At 63.1% G+C, this 25,836-nt stretch carries 31 protein-coding genes; 11 read left to right on the top strand and 20 right to left on the bottom strand.

Going from position 1 to position 25,836, the window contains the following annotated elements; all coding sequences use genetic code 11:
- Window positions 1-127: 127 nt before the first annotated feature.
- From GYA94_RS12365 to GYA94_RS12310, 12 genes are all read right to left on the bottom strand, one after another.
- Window positions 128-1,408 carry a CynX/NimT family MFS transporter gene (locus GYA94_RS12365; RefSeq protein ID WP_110679329.1) on the bottom strand — a complete coding sequence of 427 codons (1,281 nt, stop codon included), beginning with the start codon at window positions 1,406-1,408 and terminating at the stop codon, window positions 128-130.
- 13 nt (window positions 1,409-1,421) lie between these two features.
- Window positions 1,422-2,069, bottom strand: coding sequence for a FadR/GntR family transcriptional regulator (locus tag GYA94_RS12360; protein ID WP_054890008.1), 648 nt, complete (start codon window positions 2,067-2,069; stop codon window positions 1,422-1,424).
- Window positions 2,070-2,212: 143 nt separating this feature from the next.
- Complete coding sequence (gene hisC, locus GYA94_RS12355; protein WP_009683023.1) at window positions 2,213-3,259, bottom strand: histidinol-phosphate transaminase; 1,047 nt, start codon at window positions 3,257-3,259, stop codon at window positions 2,213-2,215.
- A gap of 2 nt (window positions 3,260-3,261) precedes the next feature.
- Window positions 3,262-4,587 carry a histidinol dehydrogenase gene (gene hisD, locus GYA94_RS12350; RefSeq protein WP_110679327.1) on the bottom strand — a complete coding sequence of 442 codons (1,326 nt, stop codon included), beginning with the start codon at window positions 4,585-4,587 and terminating at the stop codon, window positions 3,262-3,264.
- A 134-nt stretch (window positions 4,588-4,721) separates the two neighbouring features.
- Window positions 4,722-5,357, bottom strand: a complete 636-nt coding sequence (hisG, locus tag GYA94_RS12345) for an ATP phosphoribosyltransferase (protein WP_009683026.1) — start codon at window positions 5,355-5,357, stop codon at window positions 4,722-4,724.
- Window positions 5,358-5,448: 91 nt separating this feature from the next.
- Complete coding sequence (gene murA, locus GYA94_RS12340; RefSeq protein ID WP_009683027.1) at window positions 5,449-6,714, bottom strand: UDP-N-acetylglucosamine 1-carboxyvinyltransferase; 1,266 nt, start codon at window positions 6,712-6,714, stop codon at window positions 5,449-5,451.
- 23 nt (window positions 6,715-6,737) lie between these two features.
- Window positions 6,738-6,977 carry a BolA family protein gene (locus GYA94_RS12335; protein WP_003255121.1) on the bottom strand — a complete coding sequence of 80 codons (240 nt, stop codon included), beginning with the start codon at window positions 6,975-6,977 and terminating at the stop codon, window positions 6,738-6,740.
- A gap of 117 nt (window positions 6,978-7,094) precedes the next feature.
- The gene (locus tag GYA94_RS12330) at window positions 7,095-7,397 is read right to left on the bottom strand and encodes an STAS domain-containing protein (protein WP_161892395.1); all 303 of its coding nucleotides are present in this window, start codon (window positions 7,395-7,397) and stop codon (window positions 7,095-7,097) included.
- Window positions 7,394-8,041, bottom strand: a complete 648-nt coding sequence (locus tag GYA94_RS12325; RefSeq protein ID WP_161892394.1) for an MlaC/ttg2D family ABC transporter substrate-binding protein — start codon at window positions 8,039-8,041, stop codon at window positions 7,394-7,396. Before GYA94_RS12325 ends, GYA94_RS12330 begins: the two co-directional genes overlap by 4 nt.
- A gap of 9 nt (window positions 8,042-8,050) precedes the next feature.
- The gene (mlaD, locus tag GYA94_RS12320) at window positions 8,051-8,536 is read right to left on the bottom strand and encodes an outer membrane lipid asymmetry maintenance protein MlaD (protein ID WP_009683030.1); all 486 of its coding nucleotides are present in this window, start codon (window positions 8,534-8,536) and stop codon (window positions 8,051-8,053) included.
- Window positions 8,536-9,333 (bottom strand): lipid asymmetry maintenance ABC transporter permease subunit MlaE, encoded by a 798-nt coding sequence (gene mlaE, locus GYA94_RS12315; protein WP_161892393.1) that lies wholly within the window; start codon window positions 9,331-9,333, stop codon window positions 8,536-8,538. Before mlaE ends, mlaD begins: the two co-directional genes overlap by 1 nt.
- A complete protein-coding gene (locus GYA94_RS12310) occupies window positions 9,333-10,142 on the bottom strand; it encodes an ATP-binding cassette domain-containing protein (RefSeq protein WP_009683032.1) in 810 nt (269 codons plus the stop codon). Before GYA94_RS12310 ends, mlaE begins: the two co-directional genes overlap by 1 nt.
- Before the next feature lie 246 nt (window positions 10,143-10,388).
- Here GYA94_RS12310 and GYA94_RS12305 point away from each other — a divergent pair, with 246 nt between their 5' ends.
- The 10 genes from GYA94_RS12305 to GYA94_RS12260 all read left to right on the top strand — a co-directional run bounded on the left by GYA94_RS12305 (window position 10,389) and on the right by GYA94_RS12260 (window position 17,385).
- Window positions 10,389-11,363, top strand: coding sequence for a KpsF/GutQ family sugar-phosphate isomerase (locus tag GYA94_RS12305; protein ID WP_009683033.1), 975 nt, complete (start codon window positions 10,389-10,391; stop codon window positions 11,361-11,363).
- Complete coding sequence (locus GYA94_RS12300; RefSeq protein WP_009683034.1) at window positions 11,363-11,887, top strand: KdsC family phosphatase; 525 nt, start codon at window positions 11,363-11,365, stop codon at window positions 11,885-11,887. The genes GYA94_RS12305 and GYA94_RS12300 overlap by 1 nt, the downstream gene beginning before the upstream one ends.
- Before the next feature lie 8 nt (window positions 11,888-11,895).
- Complete coding sequence (gene lptC, locus GYA94_RS12295) at window positions 11,896-12,468, top strand: LPS export ABC transporter periplasmic protein LptC (RefSeq protein ID WP_029887548.1); 573 nt, start codon at window positions 11,896-11,898, stop codon at window positions 12,466-12,468.
- The gene (gene lptA, locus GYA94_RS12290) at window positions 12,455-12,979 is read left to right on the top strand and encodes a lipopolysaccharide transport periplasmic protein LptA (protein WP_029887549.1); all 525 of its coding nucleotides are present in this window, start codon (window positions 12,455-12,457) and stop codon (window positions 12,977-12,979) included. Before lptC ends, lptA begins: the two co-directional genes overlap by 14 nt.
- Window positions 12,980-13,705 carry an LPS export ABC transporter ATP-binding protein gene (gene lptB / locus GYA94_RS12285; RefSeq protein WP_010952146.1) on the top strand — a complete coding sequence of 242 codons (726 nt, stop codon included), beginning with the start codon at window positions 12,980-12,982 and terminating at the stop codon, window positions 13,703-13,705.
- A 172-nt stretch (window positions 13,706-13,877) separates the two neighbouring features.
- Window positions 13,878-15,371: an RNA polymerase factor sigma-54 gene (locus GYA94_RS12280; protein WP_054911616.1), complete on the top strand. Its 1,494-nt coding sequence runs from the start codon at window positions 13,878-13,880 to the stop codon at window positions 15,369-15,371.
- 79 nt (window positions 15,372-15,450) lie between these two features.
- On the top strand, window positions 15,451-15,759 hold the full coding sequence (gene hpf, locus GYA94_RS12275) for a ribosome hibernation-promoting factor, HPF/YfiA family (RefSeq protein ID WP_003255135.1): 309 nt from the start codon (window positions 15,451-15,453) through the stop codon (window positions 15,757-15,759).
- Window positions 15,760-15,771: 12 nt separating this feature from the next.
- Window positions 15,772-16,236 carry a PTS IIA-like nitrogen regulatory protein PtsN gene (gene ptsN, locus GYA94_RS12270; RefSeq protein WP_009683041.1) on the top strand — a complete coding sequence of 155 codons (465 nt, stop codon included), beginning with the start codon at window positions 15,772-15,774 and terminating at the stop codon, window positions 16,234-16,236.
- A 2-nt stretch (window positions 16,237-16,238) separates the two neighbouring features.
- A complete protein-coding gene (rapZ, locus tag GYA94_RS12265) occupies window positions 16,239-17,093 on the top strand; it encodes an RNase adapter RapZ (RefSeq protein WP_009683042.1) in 855 nt (284 codons plus the stop codon).
- 19 nt (window positions 17,094-17,112) lie between these two features.
- Window positions 17,113-17,385 carry an HPr family phosphocarrier protein gene (locus GYA94_RS12260; protein WP_009683043.1) on the top strand — a complete coding sequence of 91 codons (273 nt, stop codon included), beginning with the start codon at window positions 17,113-17,115 and terminating at the stop codon, window positions 17,383-17,385.
- 55 nt (window positions 17,386-17,440) lie between these two features.
- Here the strand turns inward: GYA94_RS12260 and GYA94_RS12255 are convergent, their stop codons facing one another.
- The 6 genes from GYA94_RS12255 to pmbA form a co-directional block, all read right to left on the bottom strand.
- On the bottom strand, window positions 17,441-18,334 hold the full coding sequence (locus tag GYA94_RS12255; protein WP_009683044.1) for a ZIP family metal transporter: 894 nt from the start codon (window positions 18,332-18,334) through the stop codon (window positions 17,441-17,443).
- An 11-nt stretch (window positions 18,335-18,345) separates the two neighbouring features.
- The gene (locus GYA94_RS12250; RefSeq protein WP_110679324.1) at window positions 18,346-18,957 is read right to left on the bottom strand and encodes a superoxide dismutase; all 612 of its coding nucleotides are present in this window, start codon (window positions 18,955-18,957) and stop codon (window positions 18,346-18,348) included.
- A 1-nt stretch (window position 18,958) separates the two neighbouring features.
- Window positions 18,959-19,420, bottom strand: a complete 462-nt coding sequence (locus tag GYA94_RS12245) for a DUF2753 family protein (RefSeq protein ID WP_029887552.1) — start codon at window positions 19,418-19,420, stop codon at window positions 18,959-18,961.
- 27 nt (window positions 19,421-19,447) lie between these two features.
- Entirely contained in the window at window positions 19,448-20,824 is a 1,377-nt protein-coding gene (locus tag GYA94_RS12240) for a class II fumarate hydratase (protein ID WP_161892392.1), read from the bottom strand.
- The gene (locus GYA94_RS12235) at window positions 20,817-21,218 is read right to left on the bottom strand and encodes a hypothetical protein (protein WP_029887554.1); all 402 of its coding nucleotides are present in this window, start codon (window positions 21,216-21,218) and stop codon (window positions 20,817-20,819) included. Before GYA94_RS12235 ends, GYA94_RS12240 begins: the two co-directional genes overlap by 8 nt.
- A 229-nt stretch (window positions 21,219-21,447) precedes the next feature.
- Window positions 21,448-22,794: a metalloprotease PmbA gene (gene pmbA, locus GYA94_RS12230; RefSeq protein ID WP_054881434.1), complete on the bottom strand. Its 1,347-nt coding sequence runs from the start codon at window positions 22,792-22,794 to the stop codon at window positions 21,448-21,450.
- A 108-nt stretch (window positions 22,795-22,902) separates the two neighbouring features.
- Between pmbA and yjgA the strand changes: the two genes are divergently transcribed.
- Window positions 22,903-23,424 carry a ribosome biogenesis factor YjgA gene (yjgA, locus tag GYA94_RS12225; protein WP_009683052.1) on the top strand — a complete coding sequence of 174 codons (522 nt, stop codon included), beginning with the start codon at window positions 22,903-22,905 and terminating at the stop codon, window positions 23,422-23,424.
- Window positions 23,425-23,538: 114 nt separating this feature from the next.
- Here the strand turns inward: yjgA and tldD are convergent, their stop codons facing one another.
- Both tldD and GYA94_RS12215 read right to left on the bottom strand, forming a co-directional pair.
- Window positions 23,539-24,978, bottom strand: coding sequence for a metalloprotease TldD (gene tldD / locus GYA94_RS12220; RefSeq protein ID WP_009683053.1), 1,440 nt, complete (start codon window positions 24,976-24,978; stop codon window positions 23,539-23,541).
- 2 nt (window positions 24,979-24,980) lie between these two features.
- Complete coding sequence (locus GYA94_RS12215) at window positions 24,981-25,832, bottom strand: carbon-nitrogen hydrolase family protein (RefSeq protein WP_161892391.1); 852 nt, start codon at window positions 25,830-25,832, stop codon at window positions 24,981-24,983.
- Window positions 25,833-25,836 lie beyond the last annotated feature (4 nt).

The following is a 25,836-nucleotide window of genomic DNA, read 5'->3' as shown; positions in this document are numbered from 1 at the left end:
TGCGCCGCGCGGGCGGCGCTCGCTCTCACTGGCGCTGCATATCTTCTGACAAACACCTGTCAGCCCTGATGCGATCCCTGTGGGAGCTGGCTTGCCGGCGACAGGGCCGGTGCTGCCCAGCACAGATTCAGACTTTTTCGCTGGTCACCTGCACATGCAAAGCCCGCCCGGCCCCCAACCCGAAGACGATGGCGCCGACCCCAAGCACAGCGAAGATCCAGCCCACGGCCGCCCAGCCGCCCGTCAGGTCATGCACCAACCCCACCGCGAACGGCCCCATCGACGCCAGGGTATAACCCACGCCTTGGGCCATGCTCGACAGGTTGGCCGCCACGTGGGCATCCTTCGAGCGCAACACGATCAAGGTCAGCGCCAGGGCAAATGTACCACCCTGCCCCAGGCCCAGCACCACGGCCCAGCCCCACAGCCCGGAAAGCGGGGCATACAGGCAACCGAACAGGCCCGCCAGAGTGGTCAGCATGACCACCACGATTGCCAGCCGCTGGTCCTTGCCGCGAGTGGCCAGCCACGGCGCGCTCAGCGAACTCAGCAACTGCACGATGACCGACCCGGAAAGGACCAGGCCGGCCTGGGTCGGGCTCAGGCCACGACCGATCAGGATCGACGGCAGCCAGCCAAACACGATGTAGGCCAGCGACGACTGCAGGCCCATGTACAGGGTCACCTGCCAGGCCAACGGGTCACGCCAGAGGCCACGTACGCGGTATGCCACCTTGTGCAGGCCGTGCCCCTGGCGGGCTTGTGGCAGCCAGACCAGCATGGCCAGCAGCGCCGGGAGCACCCAGAAGCCCAGGCCCAACGCCCAGCTGCCACCGAAATGGCTGGCCAAGGGCACGGTGGCACCCGCCGCCATGGCCGCGCCCAGGCACAAGGCCATGGTGTACACCCCGGTCAGCGTGCCTGCGTGCTGGGGGAAGTCGCGCTTGACGATACCGGGCAACAACACCCCGATGATGCCGATGCTGGCGCCAGCCATCAGGCTGCCCAGAAACACCCCCGCCACGCCCAAACTGCTGCGCACGACAATGCCCAAAGCCAGGGTGAGCAGAATGCCGACGATCACCCGCTCACTGCCAAAGCGCCTTGCCAGCATCGGTGCCAGCGGCGCAAACAGCCCCAGGCACAACACCGGCAAGGTAGTCAGCAAACCGGCTTGCGAAGCGTTCAGCCCCAGTCCTTCGGACACCTGGCCCAACACGGGCGCCATGCTCGACAGCGCCGGGCGCAGGTTCAGCGCCACCAGCACCAGGCCGAGCAACAGCAGCCACGGACGACGTAATTGCACCGGCTGCTGCTGGATTTGCTCGTCGTCGGCCTCGGCGTCGATCAGCAGTTCATCGAGGTCACGCGCGTGCGGTGGGGTGTTGCGGGGTAGGGACTCAGCCATGGTGTTCTCGGGGTCAGGATTCGATAAGGGTGCGGCTCAGGTGCTTGGCCCGGTCCGCATCACGCTGTTCGATGGCGTCGAGGATCTGCCCATGCAGATCGAACGTGGCCTGGCAGCGCGGCACGGTCGCCATGCTGTGCTGCAGCGCCGCCGCGACCACGCCGGAGAAATAGCGGTAAAGCTCGCTGAGGGCGGGGTTGTGGGCGGCATCGACCAGCCGCTGGTGAAACACCAGGTCGCACCTTATGTAGTGATCGACATCACCATGAAAATGCCCGGCGCTGCCGGCCAGCGCTTCGCGCAGCCCTTGCAGGTCTGCATCGGTGCGCCGCAGCGCGGCCAGGCCAATCGCCTCCGCCTCGAGAATGTGGCGGGTTTCACGGGCCTGCTCGGCGGTACAGCGGGCCATGGCCTGCATCGCCAGCAACGGGTCCTGCGCGGTACGCAGGTAGCTGCCGTCGCCTTGGCGTACTTCGACCAGGCCGCTGAAGGCCAGCACGCGCATGGCTTCGCGCACGGTGTTACGGCTGATGCCCAGTTGCAGGGCCAGTTCCGGCTCGGTCGGCAGGCGCTGGCCGATCTGCCAGTCACCCTGGGCGATGCGCTCACGCAGTTGCTCAACGGCCTGCTCGACGAGGGAGCGTTTGATCAATAACGACATCGATACATCCAGTCATCGGACGAATAAGGGCTAACCATAAGCGCTGAATCAACAGGCTGCAACGCTTCACAGAATTGTTTTTGAGTAGGCACCAAGCGCCGCGCGGGCGGCGCTCGGTGTGACAGGCGCTAGAAAGGGCCCGGTCAGTTCAAGGCATCCAGCAGCGCCTGGTTCATCTCCGGGGTTCCAATGGTGATCCGCAGGAACTGGGCGATACGTGCCTGCTTGAAGTGGCGCACGATGACACCCTGCTCGCGCAAGCGCGCTGCCAACTCGGCGGCATCCTGTTGCGGGTGGCGCGCGAAAATGAAGTTGGCCGCCGACGGCAGCACTTCGAAGCCCTTGGCCTGTAGCTGGCCAACCAACGCCTCGCGGCTGTCGATCACCTTGCGGCAGGTTTGCTCGAAGTACTCTCGGTCCTCGAAAGCCGCGGCAGCGCCAACAATGGCCGCACGGTCCAGCGGGTAGGAGTTGAAGCTGTTCTTGATGCGCTCCAATGCTTCGATCAGGTCCGGGTGCCCCACGGCCAAGCCGACACGCAGCCCTGCCAACGAGCGCGATTTGGACAAGGTCTGGGTCACCAGCAGGTTGTCGTAGCGGTCGACCAGGCTGATGGCGGTTTCGCCGCCGAAGTCGATGTACGCTTCATCCACCACCACCACCGAGTCACGGTTGGCCTGCAGCAGTTGCTCTACCGCCTGCAGTGGCATCAGGCAACCCGTAGGCGCGTTGGGGTTGGGGAAGATGATCCCGGCATTGGGCTTGTTGTAGTCCTCGATACGGATCTGGAACTGCTCGTCCAGGGCTACCTGCTCGAACGCGATGCCGTAAAGACCACAATACACCGGGTAGAAGCTGTAGCTGATATCGGGGAACAACAACGGTGCATCGTGCTGGAACAGGCCGTGGAAGATGTGCGCCAGCACCTCGTCCGAACCATTGCCGACAAACACTTGCGCCGGGGTAACGCCGTAATACTCGGCCACCGCCTGCTTCAGGCGGTCACCGTTAGGATCGGGGTACAGGCGCAGGTTGTCGTTCAGCTCCGCGCGCATGGCCTCCAGCGCCTTGGGCGACGGGCCGTAGGGGTTCTCGTTGGTGTTCAGCTTGACCAGCCGCGCCAGTTTGGGCTGCTCGCCCGGCACGTAAGGCACCAGGTCCTTGACGAAGGGGCTCCAGAATCGGCTCATGTTCAGTTCCCCTTCTGTTGGGTCAGGATGCGGTATTCAGCGCTTCGGGCGTGCGCGGTCAGCGATTCGCCACGGGCCAGCACGGAGGCAGTCTGGCCCAGTTCGGACGCGCCTTGCTCGGAGCAGAAGATGATCGACGAGCGCTTCTGGAAGTCGTACACACCCAACGGCGACGAGAAGCGTGCAGTGCCGGAGGTTGGCAACACGTGGTTGGGGCCGGCGCAGTAATCACCCAGTGCTTCGCTGGTGTGGCGGCCCATGAAGATCGCCCCGGCGTGGCGAATGTGCGGCAGCCAGGCCTGCGGGTCGGCCACCGACAGCTCCAGGTGCTCGGGGGCAATGCGGTTGGCCACGTCCATGGCCTGCTGCATGTCTTTTACCTGGATCAATGCACCACGGCCGTTGACCGACTTCTGGATGATTTGCGCACGCTCCATGGTCGGCAGCAGCTTGTCGATACTGGCAGCGACACGGTCCAGGAAGGCGGCATCCGGGCTGACCAGAATGGCCTGTGCGTCTTCGTCGTGTTCAGCCTGGGAGAACAGGTCCATGGCGATCCAGTCCGGGTCGGTCTGACCGTCGCACACCACCAGGATTTCCGAAGGCCCGGCGATCATGTCGATGCCCACCTGGCCAAATACATGGCGCTTGGCAGTGGCGACGTAGATGTTGCCCGGGCCGACGATCTTGTCGACCTGTGGCACGCTTTCGGTGCCATAGGCCAGTGCCGCGACCGCCTGGGCGCCACCGACAGTGAACACGCGGTCGACACCGGCGATGCAGGCAGCGGCCAGCACCAGCTCGTTGACCTCACCGCGCGGGGTCGGCACCACCATCACCACTTCGGCCACGCCGGCCACCTTGGCCGGGATGGCGTTCATCAGCACCGACGAGGGGTACGAGGCCTTGCCGCCGGGCACATACAGGCCGGCCCGATCCAGCGGGGTAACCTTCTGCCCCAGTACGGTGCCGTCGGCTTCGGTGTACTGCCAGGAATCCTGCTTCTGCCGCTCATGGTAGATGCGCACACGGTCGGCGGCCTTTTCCAGGGCCTGGCGCTGTACGGGGGTGATGCGGGTCAGCGCCAGCTCCAGGCGCTCGCGATCGAGGATCAGGTCATCGATCGATGTGGCCTGAACGCCATCGAAACGCTGGGTGAACTCCACCAGCGCTGCGTCGCCACGCTCGCGCACGGCCTTGATGATGTCCAGCACGCGCTGGTTGACCGCGTCATCGGACACACTTTCCCAGCTCAGCAGATGATCCAGATGTCGGGCGAAATCCGGATCAGCAGCGTTGAGACGGGCAATTGCAGTGGACACGGTCATGGCGAGGGCCTCGATGATTAGCGAATGCTCAGGCGCCCTAGGCTACCAGTCCATCCGCGCGGGCACCCGAGAAAAGTGGCTATGACGCGGATAGATGGGCGCGGCAGCAACGGCCGCGCGCAATCGGTAGGGAATTAACCGCGGTGTCGCGATTCGACCGCCGCGCGCAGCGTGTCGATAAGGCTCTGGATGCGGGCGTGCTGCATCTTCATGGACGCCTTGTTGACCACCAGGCGCGAGCTGATCGTGGCGATCATTTCCTGGGGCTCCAAGCCATTGGCCCGCAGGGTGTTGCCGGTATCCACCACGTCGATGATCTTGTCGGCGAGGTTGATCAGCGGTGCCAGCTCCATCGAGCCGTACAGCTTGATGATGTCGACCTGGCGGCCCTGTTCGGCGTAGTAACGCTTGGCGACGTTGACGAACTTGGTGGCCACGCGCAGGCGGCCCTTGGGCTCAGGGGCGCCGACCACGCCTGCGGTCATCAGCTTGCAGCGGGCAATCTGCAGGTCCAGTGGCTCGTACAGGCCCTGGCCGCCGTACTCCATCAGCACGTCCTTGCCGGCCACACCCAGGTCGGCAGCACCATGCTCGACATAGGTCGGCACGTCGGTAGCACGCACGATCAGCAGGCGTACGTCGTCCTGCGTGGTAGGGATGATCAGTTTGCGGCTCTTGTCCGGGTTCTCGGTCGGCACGATGCCGGCCTCGGCCAGCAACGGCAAGGTATCGTCGAGAATACGGCCTTTGGAAAGCGCGATGGTCAACATTGGAACGTCAGTCCTTAAGCGGCTACTGCTGGCCAGGTCTTGGACCTGGCCGCTTTCAATTCGAACGGTGCGTCCTTGCACCAGAGGGCGATCAGCCCGGTACGCGGCGGATTTTCGCGCCGAGCATCTGCAGTTTTTCTTCGATGCACTCGTAGCCACGGTCAATGTGGTAGATGCGGTCGATCAGCGTGTCACCTTCGGCCACCAGCGCCGAGAGCACCAGGCTGGCCGACGCGCGCAGGTCGGTGGCCATGACCGGGGCGCCTTTGAGGGCCGGTACACCGGTAACGATCGCGGTGTTGCCTTCGACCTGGATCTGCGCCCCCATGCGGTGCATTTCGTACACGTGCATGAAGCGGTTTTCGAAGATGGTTTCGATGACGGCACCGGTGCCTTCGGCAATGGCGTTCAGCGAGATGAACTGCGCCTGCATGTCGGTCGGGAACGCCGGGTACGGCGCAGTACGCAGGTTCACGGCTTTCGGCCGCTTGCCCTGCATGTCGAGCTCGATCCAGTCTTCACCGGTGGTGATCTCGGCGCCGGCTTCCTTGAGCTTTTCCAGCACGGCCTCAAGGATGGTCGGGTCGGTATCCTTGACCTTGACGCGGCCACCGGTCACGGCAGCGGCAACCAGGTAGGTACCGGTCTCGATACGGTCCGGCATCACGCGGTAGCTGGCCGACGCCAGGCGCTCGACGCCATCGATGGTGATGGTGTCGGTACCGGCACCTTGCACCTTGCCGCCCATGGCGTTGATGAAGTTGGCCAGGTCGACCACCTCCGGCTCACGCGCAGCGTTCTGCAACACGCTGCGGCCTTTGGCCAGCGCTGCGGCCATCATGATGTTTTCGGTACCGGTCACGCTGACGGTGTCGAAGAAGAAATGCGCACCGCGCAGGCCGCCCTCAGGCGCCTTGGCCTTGATGTAGCCAGCTTCGACCTCGATCTTCGCACCCATGGCCTCCAAGCCACGGATGTGCAGGTCGACCGGGCGCGAACCGATCGCGCAACCGCCGGGCAGCGCCACCTCGGCCTCGCCGAAGCGGGCGACCATCGGGCCCAGCACCAGGATCGAGGCGCGCATGGTCTTGACCAGTTCGTACGGCGCGACCAGGGTCTTGATGGTGCGGGGGTCGATTTCCACCGCCAGCTTTTCGTCGATCACAGGCTCGATGCCCATGCGGCCGAACAGCTCGATCATGGTGGTGATGTCGTGCAGGTGCGGCAGGTTGCCGACGGTGACCGGGCCATCGGCCAGCAGGGTCGCCGCCAGAATCGGCAGGGCTGCGTTCTTCGCACCCGAAATACGGATCTCGCCGTCAAGACGAGCGCCGCCAGTAATAATCAGTTTGTCCATTGGAATCTCGCCGCCAAGTTGGCTCAGGTGCGCTCAGCCCAGGCTGCGCTGCTGAAAAATTTCATGGTTACCGCGTGGATGCTGCCATTGGCGATCCACGGATTCAGATGAGCATAGATAGCCTGCTGGCGTTTGACCGGGCTCAGGCCAGCCAACTCGTCGCTGATCACGTTCAACTGGAAGTTGCAGCCTTCGCCTTCAACTTCTACCCGGGAACCCGGCAATTTCTCTTCAAGGAAGCTTTTAACTTCTACGGCCTGCATGCTCAACCTCAATCGGCGCCCGATGCGCACGGGTCGGCCATCATACAAAAAAGCCCCTCGCCTGCGAAGCCCAACGAGGGCTTCGCTGACCGAGGGGCCGTCATCCGTGCCGGGCCATCAGGTCGCCAGCACTTGATCGAGGTCGTAGACCTCGGCAATTTCCCGCATGTCGTCGGGCATGCCCCGCACCCGGCAGGCCTTGCCTGTGGCCTGGGCATCGCGCATGAACGACAGCAGCAACGACAGGCCGACACTGGTGGAGCGCAGCACGCCCGTGCAATCGAGCACCAATTGCGCCTCCCGGCTGGCAGTGATCAGCGCCTTGCCTTGCTTGCGCAGCTGCGGCCCGCTGCGGTAGTCCAGCACGCCGGACAGGCTCAGCACGCCCGGCTCAGCCATGCTTACCGCGGCCTCACTCATTTCACCGCCTTTTCTGGCGAGTTGTCGGCGGCCTGCTTGGCCTTGGCCACTTCGCCGGCCCAGCCGTCGATGGTCTTGTCCAGGTTGTTGCCATTGCGCTGCATGGCGTCGGCGAACTGGTCACGGAACAGCTTGCCGATGTTGATGCCGTTGACGATGACGTTACGCACCTTCCACTCGCCACCCAGGTTTTCCAGGGTGTACTGCACCGGGTACACGGCGCCATTGTTGCCGGTAACCTTCATGCCCACCGAAGCGCGCTTGCCATCATCGGCCTTGGCCGGGTCGACGACGATGCCCTGGTTGTTGTACTCCAGCAACGCATTGCCGTAGAACTGGAACAGGCTGCGCTTGAAGTTTTCCTGGAAGCGCTGCATCTGCTCGGGCGTGGCCTTGCGCGAGTACTTGACGGTCATGATGCTGCGGGAAACACCGTCGGCATCGACCACCGGCGCGAGAATCCGGTCAAGGGTGTCGTAGAACGCTTGTGGGTTGGCCTTGTACTGCTCTTTGTTGGCCTTGAGTTCACCCAGCAGCTCGGTGGTGGTGCCCTGAACCACGTCATGCGGCGACTGCGCGGCCAAGGTCATCAGGGGGAAAGCCGCCAGCAACACCAGCAGGCCACGTCGCAAGATCGAAATCATGGAAACTCCTCAATTAGCCGGTTGCGCTTCTTTCGGTTCCTTGCCAACGGAGTTGAGCAGGAACTTGCCTATCAGGTCTTCCAGCACCAGGGCAGACTGGGTGTCGTGAATGGTCGAGCCATCCTTGAGCACGTCTTCCTCACCGCCCACGCTGATACCGATGTACTTCTCGCCGAGCAGACCGGCGGTCAGGATCGAGGCAGTGGAGTCGGTCGGCAGGTTGTCCACCGACTTGTCCAGCTGCAGGGTCACCCGACCGGTATAGGAATCACGGTCCAGATCGATGGCGGTGACCTTGCCGATGGTCACGCCCGCCATGGTCACCTTGGCTCTGACCGTCAAACCGGCGATATTGTCGAAATAAGCATAAACTTTATAGGTATCGCTGCTCGGGCTGGCCGACAGCCCGCTGACACGCAGGGCCAGCAGCAGCAGCGCCAGGATCCCGGCCAGCAGGAACAGGCCGACACCGATTTCCAGGGTGCGGTTTTGCATCAGAAATCTCCAAACATCAAGGCGGTCAGAATAAAGTCCAGACCCAGCACTGCCAACGAGGCATAGACCACGGTCTTGGTGGTTGCACGGCTGATCCCTTCTGAAGTGGGCTCACAGTCGTACCCCTGGAATACGGCGATCCAGGTCGCGACGAATGCGAACACCAGGCTCTTGATCAACCCGTTGAGCACGTCGTCGGTGAACGAAACACTGTTCTGCATGTTGGCCCAGAACGAGCCCTCGTATACGCCCAGCCAGTCCACGGCGACCCACGAGCCCCCCCAGATACCGACCACACTGAAGATCAGCGCCAGCAGCGGCAACGAGATGAAACCGGCCCACAAGCGTGGCGCCACGATGTACTTGAGCGGGTCGACGCCGATCATCTCCAGGCTGGACAACTGCTCGGTGGACTTCATGTTGCCGATTTCGGCAGTCAGTGCAGAACCGGCACGGCCTGCGAACAGCAACGCCGTGACCACCGGCCCAAGCTCGCGCAACAGGGTCAGGGCCACCATCTGGCCCACGGCCTGCTCGGAGCCGTACTTGGTGAGGATGCTGTAGCCCTGCAGCGCCAGCACCATGCCGATGAACACCCCGGACACGACGACGATCGCCAGCGACAGCACGCCCACCGAGTACAGCTGCCTGGTCAGCAGCTGGAAGCCACCGCCAATGCCGCCCCGCCCGACCAGGGCATGGTACAGGAACAGGCAGGAACGCCCGAGTACCGCCACCACGTCGATGGCCGAGCGGCCCAGCAGCCGGACACGTTCGAGTAAGGATTTTCTGCGCATCAACGCGCCCCCAGCAGGTCGGCGCTGTAGTCAGGCGCAGGGAAATGGAACGGCACCGGGCCATCCGGGTCGCCTTTCATGAACTGGCGGATCCGCGGGTTGTCCGAGCCCATCAGCTCATCGGGGGTACCCTGCCCCAGCACCTGACCGTCGCCCACCACATAGATGTAGTCGGCGATGCTGGCGGTTTCTGCGAGGTCATGGGACACCACGATGCTGGTAATGCCCAAGGCATCGTTGAGCAGGCGGATCAAGCGCACCAGTACCCCCATGGCAATAGGGTCCTGCCCGACGAACGGCTCGTCGTACATGAGGATCTGCGGGTCCAGGGCGATTGCCCGGGCCAGCGCCACGCGGCGCTTCATGCCACCGGACAGCTCATCGGGCATCAGGTCGATGGCCCCACGAAGCCCCACGGCCTGCAGTTTCATCAACACGATGTCACGGATCATGTCGTCTGCAAGCTGGGTATGCACGCGCAGCGGAAATGCGACGTTCTCGAACACATCGAGGTCGGTGAACAGCGCGCCGCTCTGAAACAGCACGCCCATCTGCTTGCGGGCGTCGAACAGGTCGCTGCGCGACAGCGTCGGCAGATTCTGCCCGGCGACCCATACCTCACCACTGGCGGGGCGCAGCTGCGCGCCCATCAGGCGAAGCAACGTGGTCTTGCCGCAACCCGATGGCCCCATGATGCCGGTGACCTTGCCGCGCGGGATGCGAATATCGACGTTGCTGAAAATGCTACGCGAACCGCGCTTGAAGGTAACACCCTTCAATTCCACCGCGTAGGCGCTATCCACACTCATCTAGACTCCTTGCTGATGCAGCCTCGTCCTTATGGACGCCAGCCTCCCTGCAGAAGGCACACGCGCCCTTGGCAGGCCGAATAGCGGCGAACTATAGCACCGCTGCTCGCGCGCCCCCAAGGTCATGCATGCCCCGTTCAGCTACGAGACAGGCTGGGGCGCCCCGACCAGGCAGATGGAAAAGGTGAGGGTTTCGTCGATTGCGGCTATAATCGCCGACTTTTCATCAGGCAGTGCTTTATCGACATGAGCCAATCCAGCGAGCTGATTCAATCCGCACAGCGCACCGTGCGCCTGGAACTCGAGGCCGTAGAGGGCCTGCTGGCGCGCATCGACGAGCATTTCGTCAAAGCCTGCGAACTGATCCTGGCCAGCCAGGGCCGCGTCGTGGTGCTTGGCATGGGCAAGTCCGGGCATATCGGCAACAAAATTGCCGCGACCCTCGCCAGCACCGGCACCCCCGCGTTTTTCGTGCACCCGGCCGAAGCCAGCCATGGCGACATGGGCATGATCACCGGCAACGATATCATCCTGGCGCTGTCCAACTCAGGCAGCACGGCCGAGATCGTCACGTTGCTGCCGCTGGTCAAGCGCCTGGGCATCACCCTCATCAGCCTTACCGGCAACCCGGATTCCACCCTGGCCCAGGCAGCAGAGGTGAACCTGGATGCCCGGGTCGCACAGGAGGCCTGCCCGCTGAACCTTGCCCCTACCTCCTCGACCACTGCGGCACTGGTGCTGGGTGACGCGCTGGCCATTGCCCTGCTCGAAGCGCGCGGGTTCACTGCCGAGGACTTCGCCTTTTCGCACCCTGGCGGCGCCTTGGGGCGGCGGCTGCTGCTGAAGGTCGAGCATGTGATGCACAGCGGTGACCAGTTGCCCAAGGTGCTGCGTGGCACGTTGCTCAAGGATGCCCTGCTGGAAATGTCGCGCAAAGGGCTGGGCATGACCGCTGTGCTCGAGGCAGACGGCAAGCTGGCCGGTATCTTCACCGATGGCGACTTGCGCCGCAGCCTGGACCGCAATATCGACGTGCATACCACGTTGATCGACCACGTCATGACCGTGCATGGCAAAACTGCACGGGCCGAAATGCTCGCCGCCGAGGCCCTTAAAATCATGGAAGACAACAAAATCAACGCACTGGTGGTCGTCGACCAGGACGACCGGCCGACAGGTGCCCTGAACATGCACGACCTGTTGCGTGCAGGAGTTATGTGATGAGCCAGAATCTCATGCAACGTGGCCAGGCCATCAAGCTGGCCGTGTTCGATGTCGACGGCGTACTGACCGATGGGCGACTGTACTTTCTCGAAGACGGCAGCGAATTCAAGACCTTCAATACCCTCGACGGCCAGGGCATCAAGATGCTCATGGCGTCGGGCGTGACCACGGCCATCATCAGCGGGCGCAAGACCCCGGTGGTCGAGCGGCGGGCTGCGAACCTGGGTATCGCGCACCTGTTTCAGGGCCGCGAAGACAAATTGGTGGTTCTTGACGGGCTGCTTGCCGAACTCGGCCTAAGCTATGAACAGGTCGCCTACCTGGGCGACGACCTGCCCGACCTGCCGGTGATTCGCCGCGTCGGTCTGGGTATGGCAGTGGCCAACGCCGCGCCCTTCGTTCGCCAGCATGCCCACGGCGTGACCCAGGCGCGCGGCGGCGAAGGCGCTGCCCGCGAGTTCTGCGAACTGATCATGCAGGCCCAGGGCACCCTGGACGCTGCCAACGCCAACTACTTGTAAGGCCGCCCATGTTCAGCAAGAAGGTTCGCAATATTGCGCTGCTGGCGGTGATTGCTGCCGTGCTCGCTGCCATTGGCTACTGGAATGTCAGCCCTGAAAGCTTCCTCGACCAGCCTGTGGCCCAGGTCGACGAGAGCGCCATCGACTACTATGCGATCAACGCCCATAGTGTGCAGTTCTTGCCGGACGGCAAATTGCAGTACGAAATGACCGCCGACAAGGTCGAGCACGTCAAGGCGACCGAAGTTACCCTGGTGACCACGCCCGACCTGCGCCTTTACCGCGGCACCGAATACCCGTGGCATGTTCAGAGCGAGCGCGCCGAGGTCAGCCCGGACGGCAACGAGGTCGAACTGATCAACAAGGTCCGCGTTGCCCGCACCGACGAAAAGCAACGCGACACCATCATCACCAGCTCACGCATGACCGTATTCCCGCAGAAGCAATATGCGCAGACCGAGCAAGCCGTTAGAATCGACGGCGCCGGTGGCACAACCACGGGCAAGGGCATGAAAGCGTATTTGAAAGAAGGCAAGATGGACTTGCTCTCTAACGTAAGAGGACAGTATGAGGCTCGTTAAAACCCTCCCCCTTTTGCTCAGCCTGAGCGCAGCACTGGGAAGCGCGAGCGCCTTCGCCCTGCCGAATGACCGTGACCAGCCAATCCGCATCCAGGCCGACAACGCGCATCTGGACGACAAGCAGGGTGTCGCGACGTACACCGGTGACGTGATCATCACTCAAGGCTCGATGATGATCAAAGGCAATACCGTGACCATGACCCGCGCCGCCAACGGCGACATCGACGTGGTCACTTCGGTTGGCAACCTGGCCTACTTCGAGCAGCAGCAGAGCGCCGCCAAGCCCGACAAGATGAAGGGCTGGGCAGTGACCATCCAGTACCAGGCGCAAAAAGACACCGTGATCCTCACCGACCGCGCCAAGGTCGAGAACGAGGGCAACACCACCGAGGGCGAGAAGATCGTCTACAACACCAAGTCGCAGGTGGCTACCGCCGGCCGTGGCGGTAACGTGACCCAGCCACGTCAGCGCATCGACATGGTGATCCAGCCCAAGAAGAAGGCCGAGTAAATGGCAACCCTAAAAGCCCAGCACCTGGCCAAAAGCTACAAGGGGCGCCAGGTCGTACGTGATGTCAGCCTGTCGATCGACAGCGGCCAGATCGTCGGATTGCTCGGCCCGAACGGTGCCGGCAAGACCACCTGCTTCTACATGATCGTCGGCCTGGTCCAGGCCGAGCAGGGTCGTGTACTGATCGACAACCTCGATGTCAGTCACCAGCCCATGCACGGCCGCGCGCGCGCCGGCATCGGCTACCTGCCGCAGGAAGCCTCGATCTTCCGCAAGCTTTCGGTGGCCGACAACATCATGGCCATCCTCGAGACCCGCAAGGACCTCGACCGCGATGGCCGGCGCAAGGAACTGGAAAGCCTGCTGCAGGAGTTCCACATCAGCCACATCCGCGACAACCTCGGCATGAGCCTGTCCGGTGGCGAACGCCGCCGTGTCGAGATCGCCCGCGCCCTGGCGACCGCGCCCAAGTTCATCCTGCTGGACGAACCCTTCGCCGGCGTGGACCCGATCTCGGTCGGCGACATCAAGCAGATCATCCACCACCTCAAGGCCAAGGGTATCGGTGTGCTGATCACGGACCACAACGTGCGCGAAACCCTGGATATCTGCGAGACCGCCTACATCGTCAACGATGGCCGGCTGATCGCCGAAGGCGACGCCGAAACCATCCTGGCCAACGAACTGGTCAAAGAGGTTTACCTGGGCCACGAGTTCCGGCTCTGACCCACTCCTGCCTGGAGTACTGCAACCTGCCCTGTACTCAGGGTTAAAATTGTTACGTACTCTAGGCAAACGCTACAATTTAAGGCATAAAACTTGCTTGATCTGGCGCCCCGGCGCCCTCGTGTAGTGGATGGCGCATGCGCGCCGGCGAACAAGGTATTAAGCCCCAGCCATGAAACCATCGCTCGTCCTAAAAATGGGCCAGCAACTGACGATGACACCGCAGTTGCAACAGGCCATCCGCCTGCTCCAGCTTTCCACCCTGGACCTCCAACAGGAAATCCAGGAGGCGCTGGAGTCGAACCCGATGCTCGAACGCCAGGAAGACGGCGACGACTTCGACAACAGCGACCCGATGGCCGACAACGCCGAGAACAAGCCGGCCGCCGACGTTCAGGACAACAGCTTCCAGGAAAGCACGGTCAGTGCCGACAACCTCGAAGACGGTGAATGGAGCGAGCGCATCCCCAACGAGCTGCCGGTCGACACCGCCTGGGAAGACATCTACCAGACCAGCGCCAGCAGCCTGCCGAGCAACGATGACGACGAGTGGGACTTCACCACGCGGACATCGGCCGGCGAAAGCCTGCAAAGCCACCTGCTGTGGCAACTGAACCTGGCGCCGATGTCGGATACCGACCGCCTGATCGCCGTGACCCTGATCGACAGCATCAACGGCCAAGGGTACTTGGAAGACACCCTCGAAGAAATCTGCGCTGGCTTCGACCCGGAGCTGGATATCGAGCTGGACGAAGTCGAAGCGGTGCTGCACCGCATTCAGCAGTTCGAACCGGCAGGCGTCGCGGCACGCACCCTTGGCGAGTGCCTGTTGCTGCAACTGCGCCAGCTGCCTGCCAGCACGCCGTGGCTGAACGAGGCGAAACGGCTGGTCAGCGATTTCATCGACTTGCTCGGCAGCCGCGACTACAGCCAGCTCATGCGCCGCATGAAAATCAAGGAAGACGAACTGCGCCAGGTGATCGAACTGGTGCAAAGCCTCAACCCGCGCCCGGGTTCGCAGATCGAGTCCAGCGAGCCCGAGTACGTGGTACCGGACGTGATCGTGCGCAAGGACAGCGACCGCTGGCTGGTGGAACTGAACCAGGAAGCCATCCCGCGCCTGCGCGTGAACGCTCAATACGCCGGCTTCGTGCGCCGCGCCGACACCAGTGCCGACAACACCTTCATGCGCAACCAGCTGCAGGAGGCGCGCTGGTTCATCAAGAGCCTGCAAAGCCGCAACGAAACCCTGATGAAAGTCGCCACGCAGATCGTCGAGCATCAGCGCGGCTTCCTCGATCATGGCGACGAAGCGATGAAACCGCTGGTGCTGCATGACATTGCCGAAGCGGTGGGCATGCACGAGTCGACCATTTCCCGGGTGACCACGCAGAAATACATGCACACGCCCCGCGGCATCTACGAACTGAAATACTTTTTCTCCAGCCACGTCAGCACCTCCGAAGGCGGAGAATGCTCGTCTACAGCGATCCGCGCGATCATCAAGAAACTGGTTGCAGCGGAAAATCAGAAAAAGCCATTGAGTGACAGCAAGATCGCTGGTTTACTGGAGGCACAAGGCATCCAGGTGGCCCGTCGCACCGTCGCCAAGTACCGCGAGTCTCTCGGCATCGCACCGTCGAGTGAGCGCAAGCGACTGATGTAGCCCCTGAGATCTGCCATAGCGTTTGCGGGGCAGGTGCAAGACCTGCCTCTTTATGCACGGGCAACACAGGAGAAGCTGTATGCAAGTCAATATCAGTGGACAGCATGTAGAAGTCACCCAGCCACTGCGCGATTACGTGCTCGAAAAGCTCGCCCGCGTGGAAAGTCACTTCGACAAGATCACCAACGTGCAGGTCATCATGAAGGTCGAGAAGCTGCAGCAGAAGGTCGAGGCGACCCTGCAGATTCCCGGCGGCGAAGTGGTAGCAAACGCCGAACACGAAGATATGTATGCAGCGATCGATGCCTTGGCCGACAAGCTCGACCGCCAACTGAAAAAACACAAGGAAAAACAGCAAAGCCTGCTGCAAGGTGCAGCTGCCCGCTGATCCCCCTCATCCATGATCCGACTTGAAACCATCCTGACCCCCGGCCGTTCCCTCGTGAACGTGCCGGGCGGCAGTAAGAAGCGCGCCCTGGAAAAGGTCGCCACCATCATCGCCGAACAGGTGCCGGAACTGGAGATGCAAGTCGTCTTCGAAAAGCTGGTCGCCCGGGAAAAACTCGGTTCAACCGGTTTCGGCAATGGCATCGCCATTCCGCACTGCCGGCTTGAAGGCTGCTCCGCGCCAGTCAGCGCCCTGCTGCACCTGGAAGCACCCATCGATTACGATGCCATCGATGGCGCGCCGGTAGACTTGCTGTTCGTCCTGCTGGTCCCTGAAGCCGCCACCGATGCCCACCTGGAACTGCTGCGCCAGATCGCCAGCATGCTCGACCGCAAGGACGTGCGTGATCGCTTGCGTTCGGCCACCAGCAACGAGGCCTTGTACCAGGTTGTCCTGGACGTACAGAACGAGCACTGAACATGCGCCTGATCATCGTCAGCGGCCGGTCTGGCTCCGGCAAGAGCACCGCCCTCGATGTCCTGGAAGACAACGGTTTCTATTGCATTGACAACCTGCCCGCCGGGCTGCTGCCGCAGCTCGCGGAAAATGCACTGATCAACACCGAACTGCTGCAGCCGAAAGTGGCAGTGTCGATCGACGCCCGCAACCTGCCCAGCCACCTGTCGCGCTTCCCCGAGCTGCTAGCCGACGCCCGTGCCCGCCACATCCAGTGCGATGTGCTGTACCTGGATGCCGATGAAGATACCCTGCTCAAGCGGTTTTCAGAAACCCGCCGCCGCCACCCGCTGACCAACGCCGACCGCTCGCTGGCAGAGGCCATCCGCGTGGAGAGCGAACTGCTGGGGCCGATTGCCGACCTGGCCGACCTGAAGATCGACACCACCAGCCTGAACCTCTACCAGTTGCGTGACACGATCAAGTTGCGCCTGCTCAACAAGCCCGAGCCTGGTACCGCATTCCTGGTCGAGTCATTCGGCTTCAAACGCGGTATGCCGGTCGATGCCGATCTGGTGTTCGACGTACGCTGCCTGCCCAACCCCTATTGGAAGCCCGAATTGCGTGAGCACTCCGGCCTGGAACAGCCAGTGATCGACTACCTGGCCGCGCAGCCAGACGTCGAGGACATGTTCAACGATATTTCCAGCTACCTGCTCAAGTGGCTACCCCGCTTCGCAGCCAGTAACCGTGCCTACGTGACCATTGCCATTGGCTGCACCGGCGGCCACCATCGTTCGGTGTACATCACCGAACGCCTCGGCCAGTTGCTGCAACAGTCCCTGAAAAACGTCCAGGTCCGCCACCGCGACCTCTAGCCCAAGGATCCGCCCCACGATGCCCGCCCGCGAAATCACCATCATCAACAAGCTGGGCCTGCATGCCCGGGCGGCAGCGAAGTTCGTCGGCGTGGCCGGCCGCTTTCCCTGCCAGGTGCGGGTCGGCCGCGCGCCGGACAAACTGGTAGACGGCAAAAGCATCATGGCGGTGATGATGCTGGCGGCTGGCAAGGGTACCCAGGTGCACCTGCATACCGAGGGTGAGCAGGACAACGATGCCATGGACGCGCTGGTCGAGTTGATCAACAACTACTTCGACGAAGGCGAGTAAGCCTCCAAGCCCTGCACCGCGCCCACAGTGTGCACCCCTTCGACCTGACCAAAGATCAGGACAGCGCGGTATCCATCACCATCATCAGGCAGAAGCCGATGCACAGCCCCAGGCTGGCCAGGCGGTGATGGCCGTTGCTGCGCGATTCGGGGATGACTTCCTGGGTTACCACCAGCAGCATCGCGCCGGCTGCGCAGGCGAGCCCCAGGGGCAGCAGCAATTCGGCGACATTCACCAGCCAGGCACAGATCACCGCAGCCACAGGCTCGACCAAGCCCGAAGCCGCGCCGATCATGAACGCCTTGAAGCGCGGCATGCCCGCCCCTGCCAACACCAGGGCAATCACCAGCCCCTCGGGCACATCCTGCAAGGCGATGCCCATGGCCAGGCTGTCTGCGTCGGCCATGCCACCCCCGGCTGACACACCAATCGCCATGCCTTCGGGAATGTTGTGGGCAATGATGGCAATGACGAAAAGCCAGATTCGCGCGGCGATCACCGGCTGCTGCGCACTGCCAACCAGTGCTTGCGGCGAGGCGTTGGAGACCTTGAGGTCGATAAGGAACAGGCACAACGCGCCGAACATCAAGCCGAAGCTGATCAAGCCACCCGCACCCCATGGGCTGAAGCCGATGGCCTGGGCCGCATCCAGCCCGGGCATGATCAATGAAAATGCCGTAGCCGCCAGCATGACCCCGGCGCCGAAGCCCAGCAAGGTGTCGGCCAACGCCACCGGCATGTTACGAATGACCAGCACCGGTACTGCGCCCAGCGCCGTGCCCAGCGCACACAAAGCGCCGCCCTCCAGGGCGCGCAGCATGCGCGGCGCCAAGTCCAGCCAGGCAAGACCGCGCGCCGCCAGCAGCGCGGTACCCGCCAGCAACAGCAAGGCACCCAGCGCCTGGCGAAACAGGCGCACACTGCTGACCGACATGACCTCTGAGCGCATACCGGTCCGACTCACTTCAGGGCTTCGAGATAGCGGTGTTGCACTTGCGCCCAGTCGATGACGTTGTAGAAGGCACCAATGTATTCCGGGCGGCGGTTCTGGTATTTCAGGTAATACGCATGCTCCCACACGTCCAACCCGAGAATCGGCGTGTTGCCATGCATCAGTGGGCTGTCCTGGTTGCCGCTGCTTTCCACGACCAAGGTTTTCTGCGGCGTTACGCTGAGCCAGGCCCAGCCGCTGCCGAAGCGGGTCAGGGCGGCCTTGGTGAAGGCTTCCTTGAACGCGTCGAAACCGCCCAGTTGCGTGGTGATGGCTTGTGCCAGCTCGCCCGTAGGCTCACCCCCGCCCTGCGGCGACATCACGGTCCAGAACAGGCTGTGGTTGGCGTGACCGCCACCGTGGTTGGTCACGGCGCCACGCAGCTGCTCCGGCAAGTGCCCGACCGCAGCGACCAGTTTTTCGACTGGCCACTCAGCCCACTCGGTGCCTTCGACGGCGGCGTTGAGGCCATTGACATAAGTCTGGTGGTGCCTGGTGTGGTGGATCTCCATGGTCTGCGCGTCGATGTGCGGCTCCAGCGCGTCGTAGGCGTAAGGCAAAGCAGGCAAGGTATGGGGCATGTCAGTGAATTCCGTAGGCTTGAGTACTGGGTACCACGCCGGCCGGGGCAGCGAGTTCGCTGGCGCCGATGTTGTGGCGGTTGAGCAGGCGTTCGGTACGCGGGTACTGGCCGTACTCCGCGATGAAACCGAGCAGTTCGGTGTAGGTACGCCCACTGTGGCGCAGGGCTGCGTCCCGCAGCGCCTGTGGCAAGCGGGCTTGCTGGCTGGCCTGCAGCAGCCACTGGTGCGCGGCACAGAGGTAATCGGCACTTTCATGCGGCTGGTTCAGGCGCAGGTGCAGGTCGGCCAGGTTATGGTGAGCGACGACCAGGGCAGCCACCGCTTCGTCGACGTCATGCCAGCGCTCGAACAGCACCTGGGCCAGGGCCAGGGCTTGCAGGTAATGTTCCCGGGCATCGACCAGCTCGCCTTGTTCGAACAGGCGGTTGGCCAGTTCCATGGTGCGTTTCCAGTGCTGCATGTCTGTTTCCTCGGCGGTAAGGCAGTGTCAGATGCCGCCAGCGGTGAGTTTTTCCGGGTCCAGCAGCGTTTCCAGCTGGTCCCGCGACAGGTCGGTATGCTCCAGGGCGACATCAATGATCGGGCGACCTTGCTGGTAGGCGGTCTTGGCAATTTCAGCGGCCTTCAGGTAGCCGATGATCGGGTTCAGTGCAGTGACCAGGATCGGGTTGCGCGCCAGCGCCTCCTTCAGCTTGGCCTCGTTGACCTTGAAGCTGGCAATGGCTTTGTCGGCCAGCAGGCGGCTGACGTTGGCCATCAACTCGATGCTCTCCAGCAGGTTGCGTGCGATCAGCGGCAACATCACGTTCAGTTCGAAGTTGCCCGACTGCCCAGCCACGGCGATGGTGGCGTCGTTGCCGATGACCTGCGCGGCGACCATGGCCGTAGCCTCCGGGATCACCGGGTTGACCTTGCCTGGCATGATCGAAGAGCCCGGCTGCAGACCCTGCAGTTCGATTTCCCCAAGGCCGGCCAGAGGGCCCGAGTTCATCCAGCGCAGGTCGTTGGCAATCTTCATCAGTGCCACCGCTGTGGTCTTGAGCTGGCCGGACAGGGCTACCGCGGTATCCTGCGAACCGATCAGGGCAAACAGGTTGTGCCCCGGCGTGAACTGGACCTGGGTCAGGCCGCTGAGCTGGCGCGCGAAAGCGGTAGCGAACTGCGGGTGGGCATTGATGCCGGTGCCCACTGCGGTGCCGCCCTGGGCCAGCGCCTGCAGGCTTGGCAGGGTGGCTTCGATGTGCGCCTTGGCACCTTCGATCTGCGCTGCCCAACCGTCCAGCACCTGGCTCAGGCGCACGGGCATTGCATCCATCAGGTGGGTACGGCCGGTTTTCACGTACTGATGCACCTGCCTGGACTTGGCCTTGATCACCTGCACCAGGTGCGCCAGGGCAGGTAACAGCTGCTCATGCACGGCGAGGGCAGCGCTGACGTGAATGGTGGTGGGAATGATGTCGTTGCTGCTCTGGCCGCAATTGACGTGATCGTTGGCATTGACCGGCTCGCCGAGCACACGGCTGGCCAGGGTGGCGATCACCTCGTTCGCGTTCATGTTCGAGCTGGTGCCCGAGCCTGTCTGAAACACGTCGACCGGGAAGTGCTGGATGTAGTCTTGTGCCAGCAGTTGTTCCACCGCCTTGACGATGGCCTGCCCCTGGGCGGCGGACAGTTGCTCCAGCTCTACGTTGGCCTTGGCCGCAGCCGCTTTGGCCAGCAGCAAGGCACGAATGAACTGGGCCGGCATGCGCTGGCCGCTGATCGGGAAGTTGTCGACCGCGCGCTGGGTCTGGGCGCCATACAGGGCTTGGGCCGGCACCTGCAGTTCACCCATGCTGTCACGCTCGATACGGGTATCACTCATCATCAAATCCTTGCATCAGTTCATCGGGAGAAATCGACGGCAGCAGGCTGCAGTTGGCCAACTGAATGGCGTAGGGCTGCCAACGCTGGTTCTGGGCCTGGCGGTCGAGGTTGCGCAGGTCCAGCAGCGGCCGCCAGGCCTGGTCCAGGCACAGGCAGCGCCAGTGCCAGGGCAACATGCGGTCGCAGGCGGTGTCGAGCAGCAGGCGGAAGGAAGTCAACGCCACCGTCCATGGCGAGGTTTCGGTACAACACACCAGGTAACGGCCTTCGGCCAGGTAGTGCTCGATCAGGCGCGGCTCGTCAGGTTCGAGCGCGCAGCGGATCCGGCGGCTGAGCCAGCGCCAGTTTTCCAGGTAGGGCAGTTCGCGGAGGACGGAATTCATGAACATCATCGCCGAGTTACTGGATAATGATATTCATTATTAATTGATAAATAGAATCACTTCAAGGGGAGCTGATGAAAGAAAAAACCCGGCGCGAGGGCCGGGTCTTGTATTCCACTGAAATTCTTTATTGCCTGTACCGGCCTCTTCGCGGGCTTGCCCGCTCCCACAGGGGATTGCATAGGCTTCAAGCTGTGGGAGCGGGCGAGCCCGCGAATGGGCCGGTACAGGCAATGAATCAGCTACCTGCCACAGTCATCCGCTCGATCAGCACCGACCCGGTGTGGATATTGCTGCGTGTTTCAAGATCGCTGCCAATCGCGACAATCTGCTGGAACATATCCTTCATGTTGCCGGCAATCGTCACTTCCTGCACCGCATGCTGGATTTCACCATTCTCGACCCAGAAACCCGCTGCCCCACGGGAGTAATCACCCGTCACCATGTTCAGGCCATGGCCCATCAGCTCGGTCACCAACAGCCCACGCCCCATACGCCGGATCAGTGCAGCCTGGTCCTCGACGCCGTGGCTGACGAACAGGTTGTGTACACCGCCGGCGTTGGCCGTGCTGGGCAAGCCCAGCTTGCGCCCCGAGTAGGTACCCAGCAGATACGACACCAGCTCGCCTTTGTCGACGAACGGTTTGGCATAGGTCGCCAGGCCGTCGGCGTCGAACGCTGCACTGGCCAGCGCGCGCGGAATGTGCGGCCGCTCGTCGAGGGTCAGCCAGGACGGGAACAGGCGCTGGCCAATGCTGCCTTCGAGGAACGACGACTTGCGGTACAGATTGCCGCCGGAAATCGCCGACAGAAAGCTGCCGAACAAACCGCCTGCCAGTTCTGCGGAAAACAGCACCGGCACTTCGCAGGTTGGCACCGGGCGCGCGCCGAGCCGGCTGGCGGCCCGCTGCGCGGCACGCACACCAATGCTGCGCGGGTCGGCCAGCAGGTTGCCCTGGCGGTTGACGTCATACCAGTAATCGCGCTGCATCTGCCCGTCGCCTTCAGCGATCATCACGCAGCTCAGGCTGTGCCGGGTCGAGGCGTAAGCACCGATGAACCCGTGGCTGTTGCCATACACGCGGCAGCCCTGGTGGGTGTTGAGGGTGGTGCCATCGGCATTGAGGATGCGCGGGTCGGCATCAAACGCCGCCGCTTCGCACGCCAAGGCCATCTCAATGGCTTTCTCGGGCTCGAGAGCCCAGTCGTGATACAGGTCCAGGTCCGGAATTTCCCGGGCCATCAACGCCGCGTCCGCCAGGCCCGAACAGTCGTCCTCGGAGGTGTGCCTGGCAATGGCCAGCGCTGCCGCGACGGTTTCCCGGATCGCCTCCGGGCCACTGGCCGAGGTACTGGCCGAGCCTTTGCGCTGGCCAACATAGAGGGTGATGCCAAAGCCCTGGTCGCGGTTGAATTCAACCGTTTCGACCTCGCGCTGACGTACCGTGGTGGACAGGCCCTGCTCCAGCGACACGGCCACTTCGCAGGCACTGGCCCCTTGGCGGCGCGCTTCGGCGATGATCGCCTCGACCTGCTCTTGCAATGCTGGCAGGTCTTTCGGACCTACGCTCTGGACTGCACTCATGGTTCTCTCCACTCAAATTCTGCGTTCGGCGAGGGTCATTCTACGACCGGGCCGGACAAGCGGCCCCCGACTGGTTATCATGGCGGCGATTTCTAGCGGACTGCCACCATGGTTGATTCAAACGACGACGCCTTCGACGGCGAAAAAAGCAAAACCCAGATCAAGCGCGAGCTGCATGCGCTGGTCGAACTCGGCGAGCGCCTGACTACGCTCAAGGCCGATACCCTGGCCCGCCTGCCGTTGACCGACGAGCTGCGCAAGGCCCTTGCCGAGGCCAGCAAGCACACTGCTCATGGTGCGCGTAAACGCCACATGTCGTTCGTCGGCAAGCTGATGCGCGTGCAGGACCTGGATGCCATCCATGCCCTGCTCGAGCAGATGGACAGCTCGACTCGCCAGTACAACGAACGCTTCCACGGCCTGGAGCGCTGGCGCGATCGGTTGATCGACGGTAACGACGAAGACCTTGAACGCTTCGTCAACGAATACCCCGACACCGATCGCCAGCAACTGCGTTCGCTGGTGCGCCATGCCCAGCACGAGAAGGCGCGGAACAAACCGCCGGCCGCCGCGCGCAAAGTGTTCAAGTACATCCGCGACCTCGACGAGTTGCAGCGCGGGCTGCGCTGACAGGCTGAGGCCCTGCGGGAGCGGGCGTGCCCGCGAAGCAGGCGACGCAGTGCCCGGCACCGGCTTCGCCGGTGTTCGCGGGCAAGCCCGCCCCCACAATGGCCCCAAATGCCATCACGCGCCGGTACCGCCCACGGTGATCGCATCCAGCTTCAGGGTCGGCTGCCCAACCCCGACCGGCACCGATTGCCCGTCCTTGCCGCACGTCCCTACCCCGCTGTCCAGCGCCAGGTCGTTGCCGACCATCGACACCCGGCTCATCGCCTCCGGACCATTGCCAATCAAGGTCGCGCCCTTCACCGGTGCGGTAATCTTGCCGTCTTCGATCAGATAGGCCTCGCTGGTCGAAAACACGAACTTGCCGCTGGTGATGTCCACCTGGCCACCCCCGAGGTTGGCGCAGTAGATGCCCTTCTTCACCGAGGCGATGATTTCCTGCGGGTCGCTTTCGCCGGCACGCATGTAGGTGTTGGTCATGCGTGGCATTGGCAGGTGAGCGTAGGATTCGCGGCGACCATTGCCGGTCACTGCCATGCCCATCAGCCGCGCGTTCAGCTTGTCCTGCATGTAGCCCTTGAGCACACCGTTCTCGATCAGGGTGGTGCACTCGGTCGGCGTACCTTCGTCATCCACGCTCAGCGAACCGCGGCGGCCTTCCAGGGTGCCGTCATCGACGATGGTGCACAGGCTCGACGCCACTTTCTCGCCAACCCGGCCACTGAACGCCGAGCTGCCCTTGCGGTTGAAGTCACCTTCCAGGCCATGACCGACCGCCTCGTGCAGCAGCACGCCCGACCATCCCGAGCCCAGCACCACTGGCAAGGTACCGGCCGGCGCGGGGATCGCTTCGAGGTTCACCAGGGCCTGGCGCAGCGCCTCACGGGCGTAGCCCATGACCCGCTCTTCGGTGAAGAAACGGTAGTCGGTACGCCCGCCACCCCCCTGCCCGCCGCGTTCGCGACGGCCGTTCTGCTCAACGATGACGCTCACATTGAAACGCACCAGCGGCCGCACATCTGCAGCCAGGCTACCGTCCGCTGCAGCGATGAGGATGCGCTCCCAGACCCCGGCCATGCTCACGCTGACCTGCTGGATACGCGGGTCAAGCGCGCGGGTCGCGGCATCGACACGCTTCAGCAACTCGACCTTTTCGGCACGGCTGAGTACATCGAGCGGGTTGTCCGCCGCATACAGCGCGGTCACCGACGGGCTGCGGAAGGCCTGCACGGTGCCGTTCTGCCCGGCGCGGGAAATCGAACGGGCGGCGCGCGCAGCCGACGTCAGCGCTTCAAGGTTGATGGCATTGCTGTAGGCGAAGCCGGTCTTTTCACCGGACTGGGCACGCACGCCCACGCCTTGGTCCAGGTTGAAGCTGCCCTCTTTGACGATGCCGTCTTCCAGCGCCCAGGTTTCCGAAATCTGGCCCTGGAAATACAGGTCGGCAGCGTCGATGCCGGGGCCGGCCAATTCACCGAGCACGCTTTGCAGGCTGTCCAGGGTCAAGCCGCCTGGGGCCAGGAGCTGCTCACTGACGGTGGATAACATCTGGCTCATAGTCACTCCAAGGTGGGCGCAGGCCGCAATGCGTCCTGCGAAAAAAAGCGCCGGTGCGATACCACCGGCATGCGCGCCCGGATGGACGCCTGTTCTTCAATGTCGCGCTTGGCAAGCAATACCGCTTCGCCTTGCGCCTGTTGTGCCACGATCCGCCCCCAAGGGTCGACGATCGCCGCATGGCCATGGGTTTCCCGTGGGCCTGGGTGGGTACCGCCCTGCGCTGCCGCCAACAGGTAGCACTGGGTCTCGATGGCCCGGGCGCGCACCAGCACGTCCCAGTGTGCTGCGCCGGTTACCGCAGTGAAGGCCGCCGGTGCGCTGATCAGTTCCGCGCCAGCGGCACGCAACGCGCTGTACAACTCTGGGAAGCGCAAGTCGTAACATACGCTCAACCCCAGCCGGCCGACCGGCGTGTCCGCTACCACCACGTGTGCGCCATGGGCAAAATCATCCGATTCACGGTAGCGGCCGCGGTTATCGGCAACGTCCACGTCGAACAAGTGCAGCTTGTCATAGCGCGCAGCCACTTCACCGTGCTCATCGATCAGCAGCGAGCAGGCGTGTGCCTTTGCGTCGGGCTGGCCGACCGGTGGCAAGGGCATGGTACCGGCGACTATCCATAACCTGAGGTCGCGGGCGGTACGTTTCAACCATGGCAGGATAGGCCCGTTCCCCGATGCCTCGGCTCGGCCGATGGCAGCGGCGTCCTTGCGACCCATGGCAGCGAAGTTTTCCGGCAGCACCGCCAGCCGCGCACCACCCTGTGCAGCCTGCTCCAGCAAGGCACCGGCACGCTGCAGGTTGGCCAGCACGTCGTCCTGGCTGACCATCTGGATCACCGCTGCCTTCATGGGC

The sequence above is a fragment of the Pseudomonas juntendi genome, assembly GCF_009932375.1.
In the GTDB taxonomy this organism is placed as follows: domain Bacteria; phylum Pseudomonadota; class Gammaproteobacteria; order Pseudomonadales; family Pseudomonadaceae; genus Aquipseudomonas; species Aquipseudomonas juntendi.
This window is presented reverse-complemented; position numbering and strand designations above follow the sequence as displayed.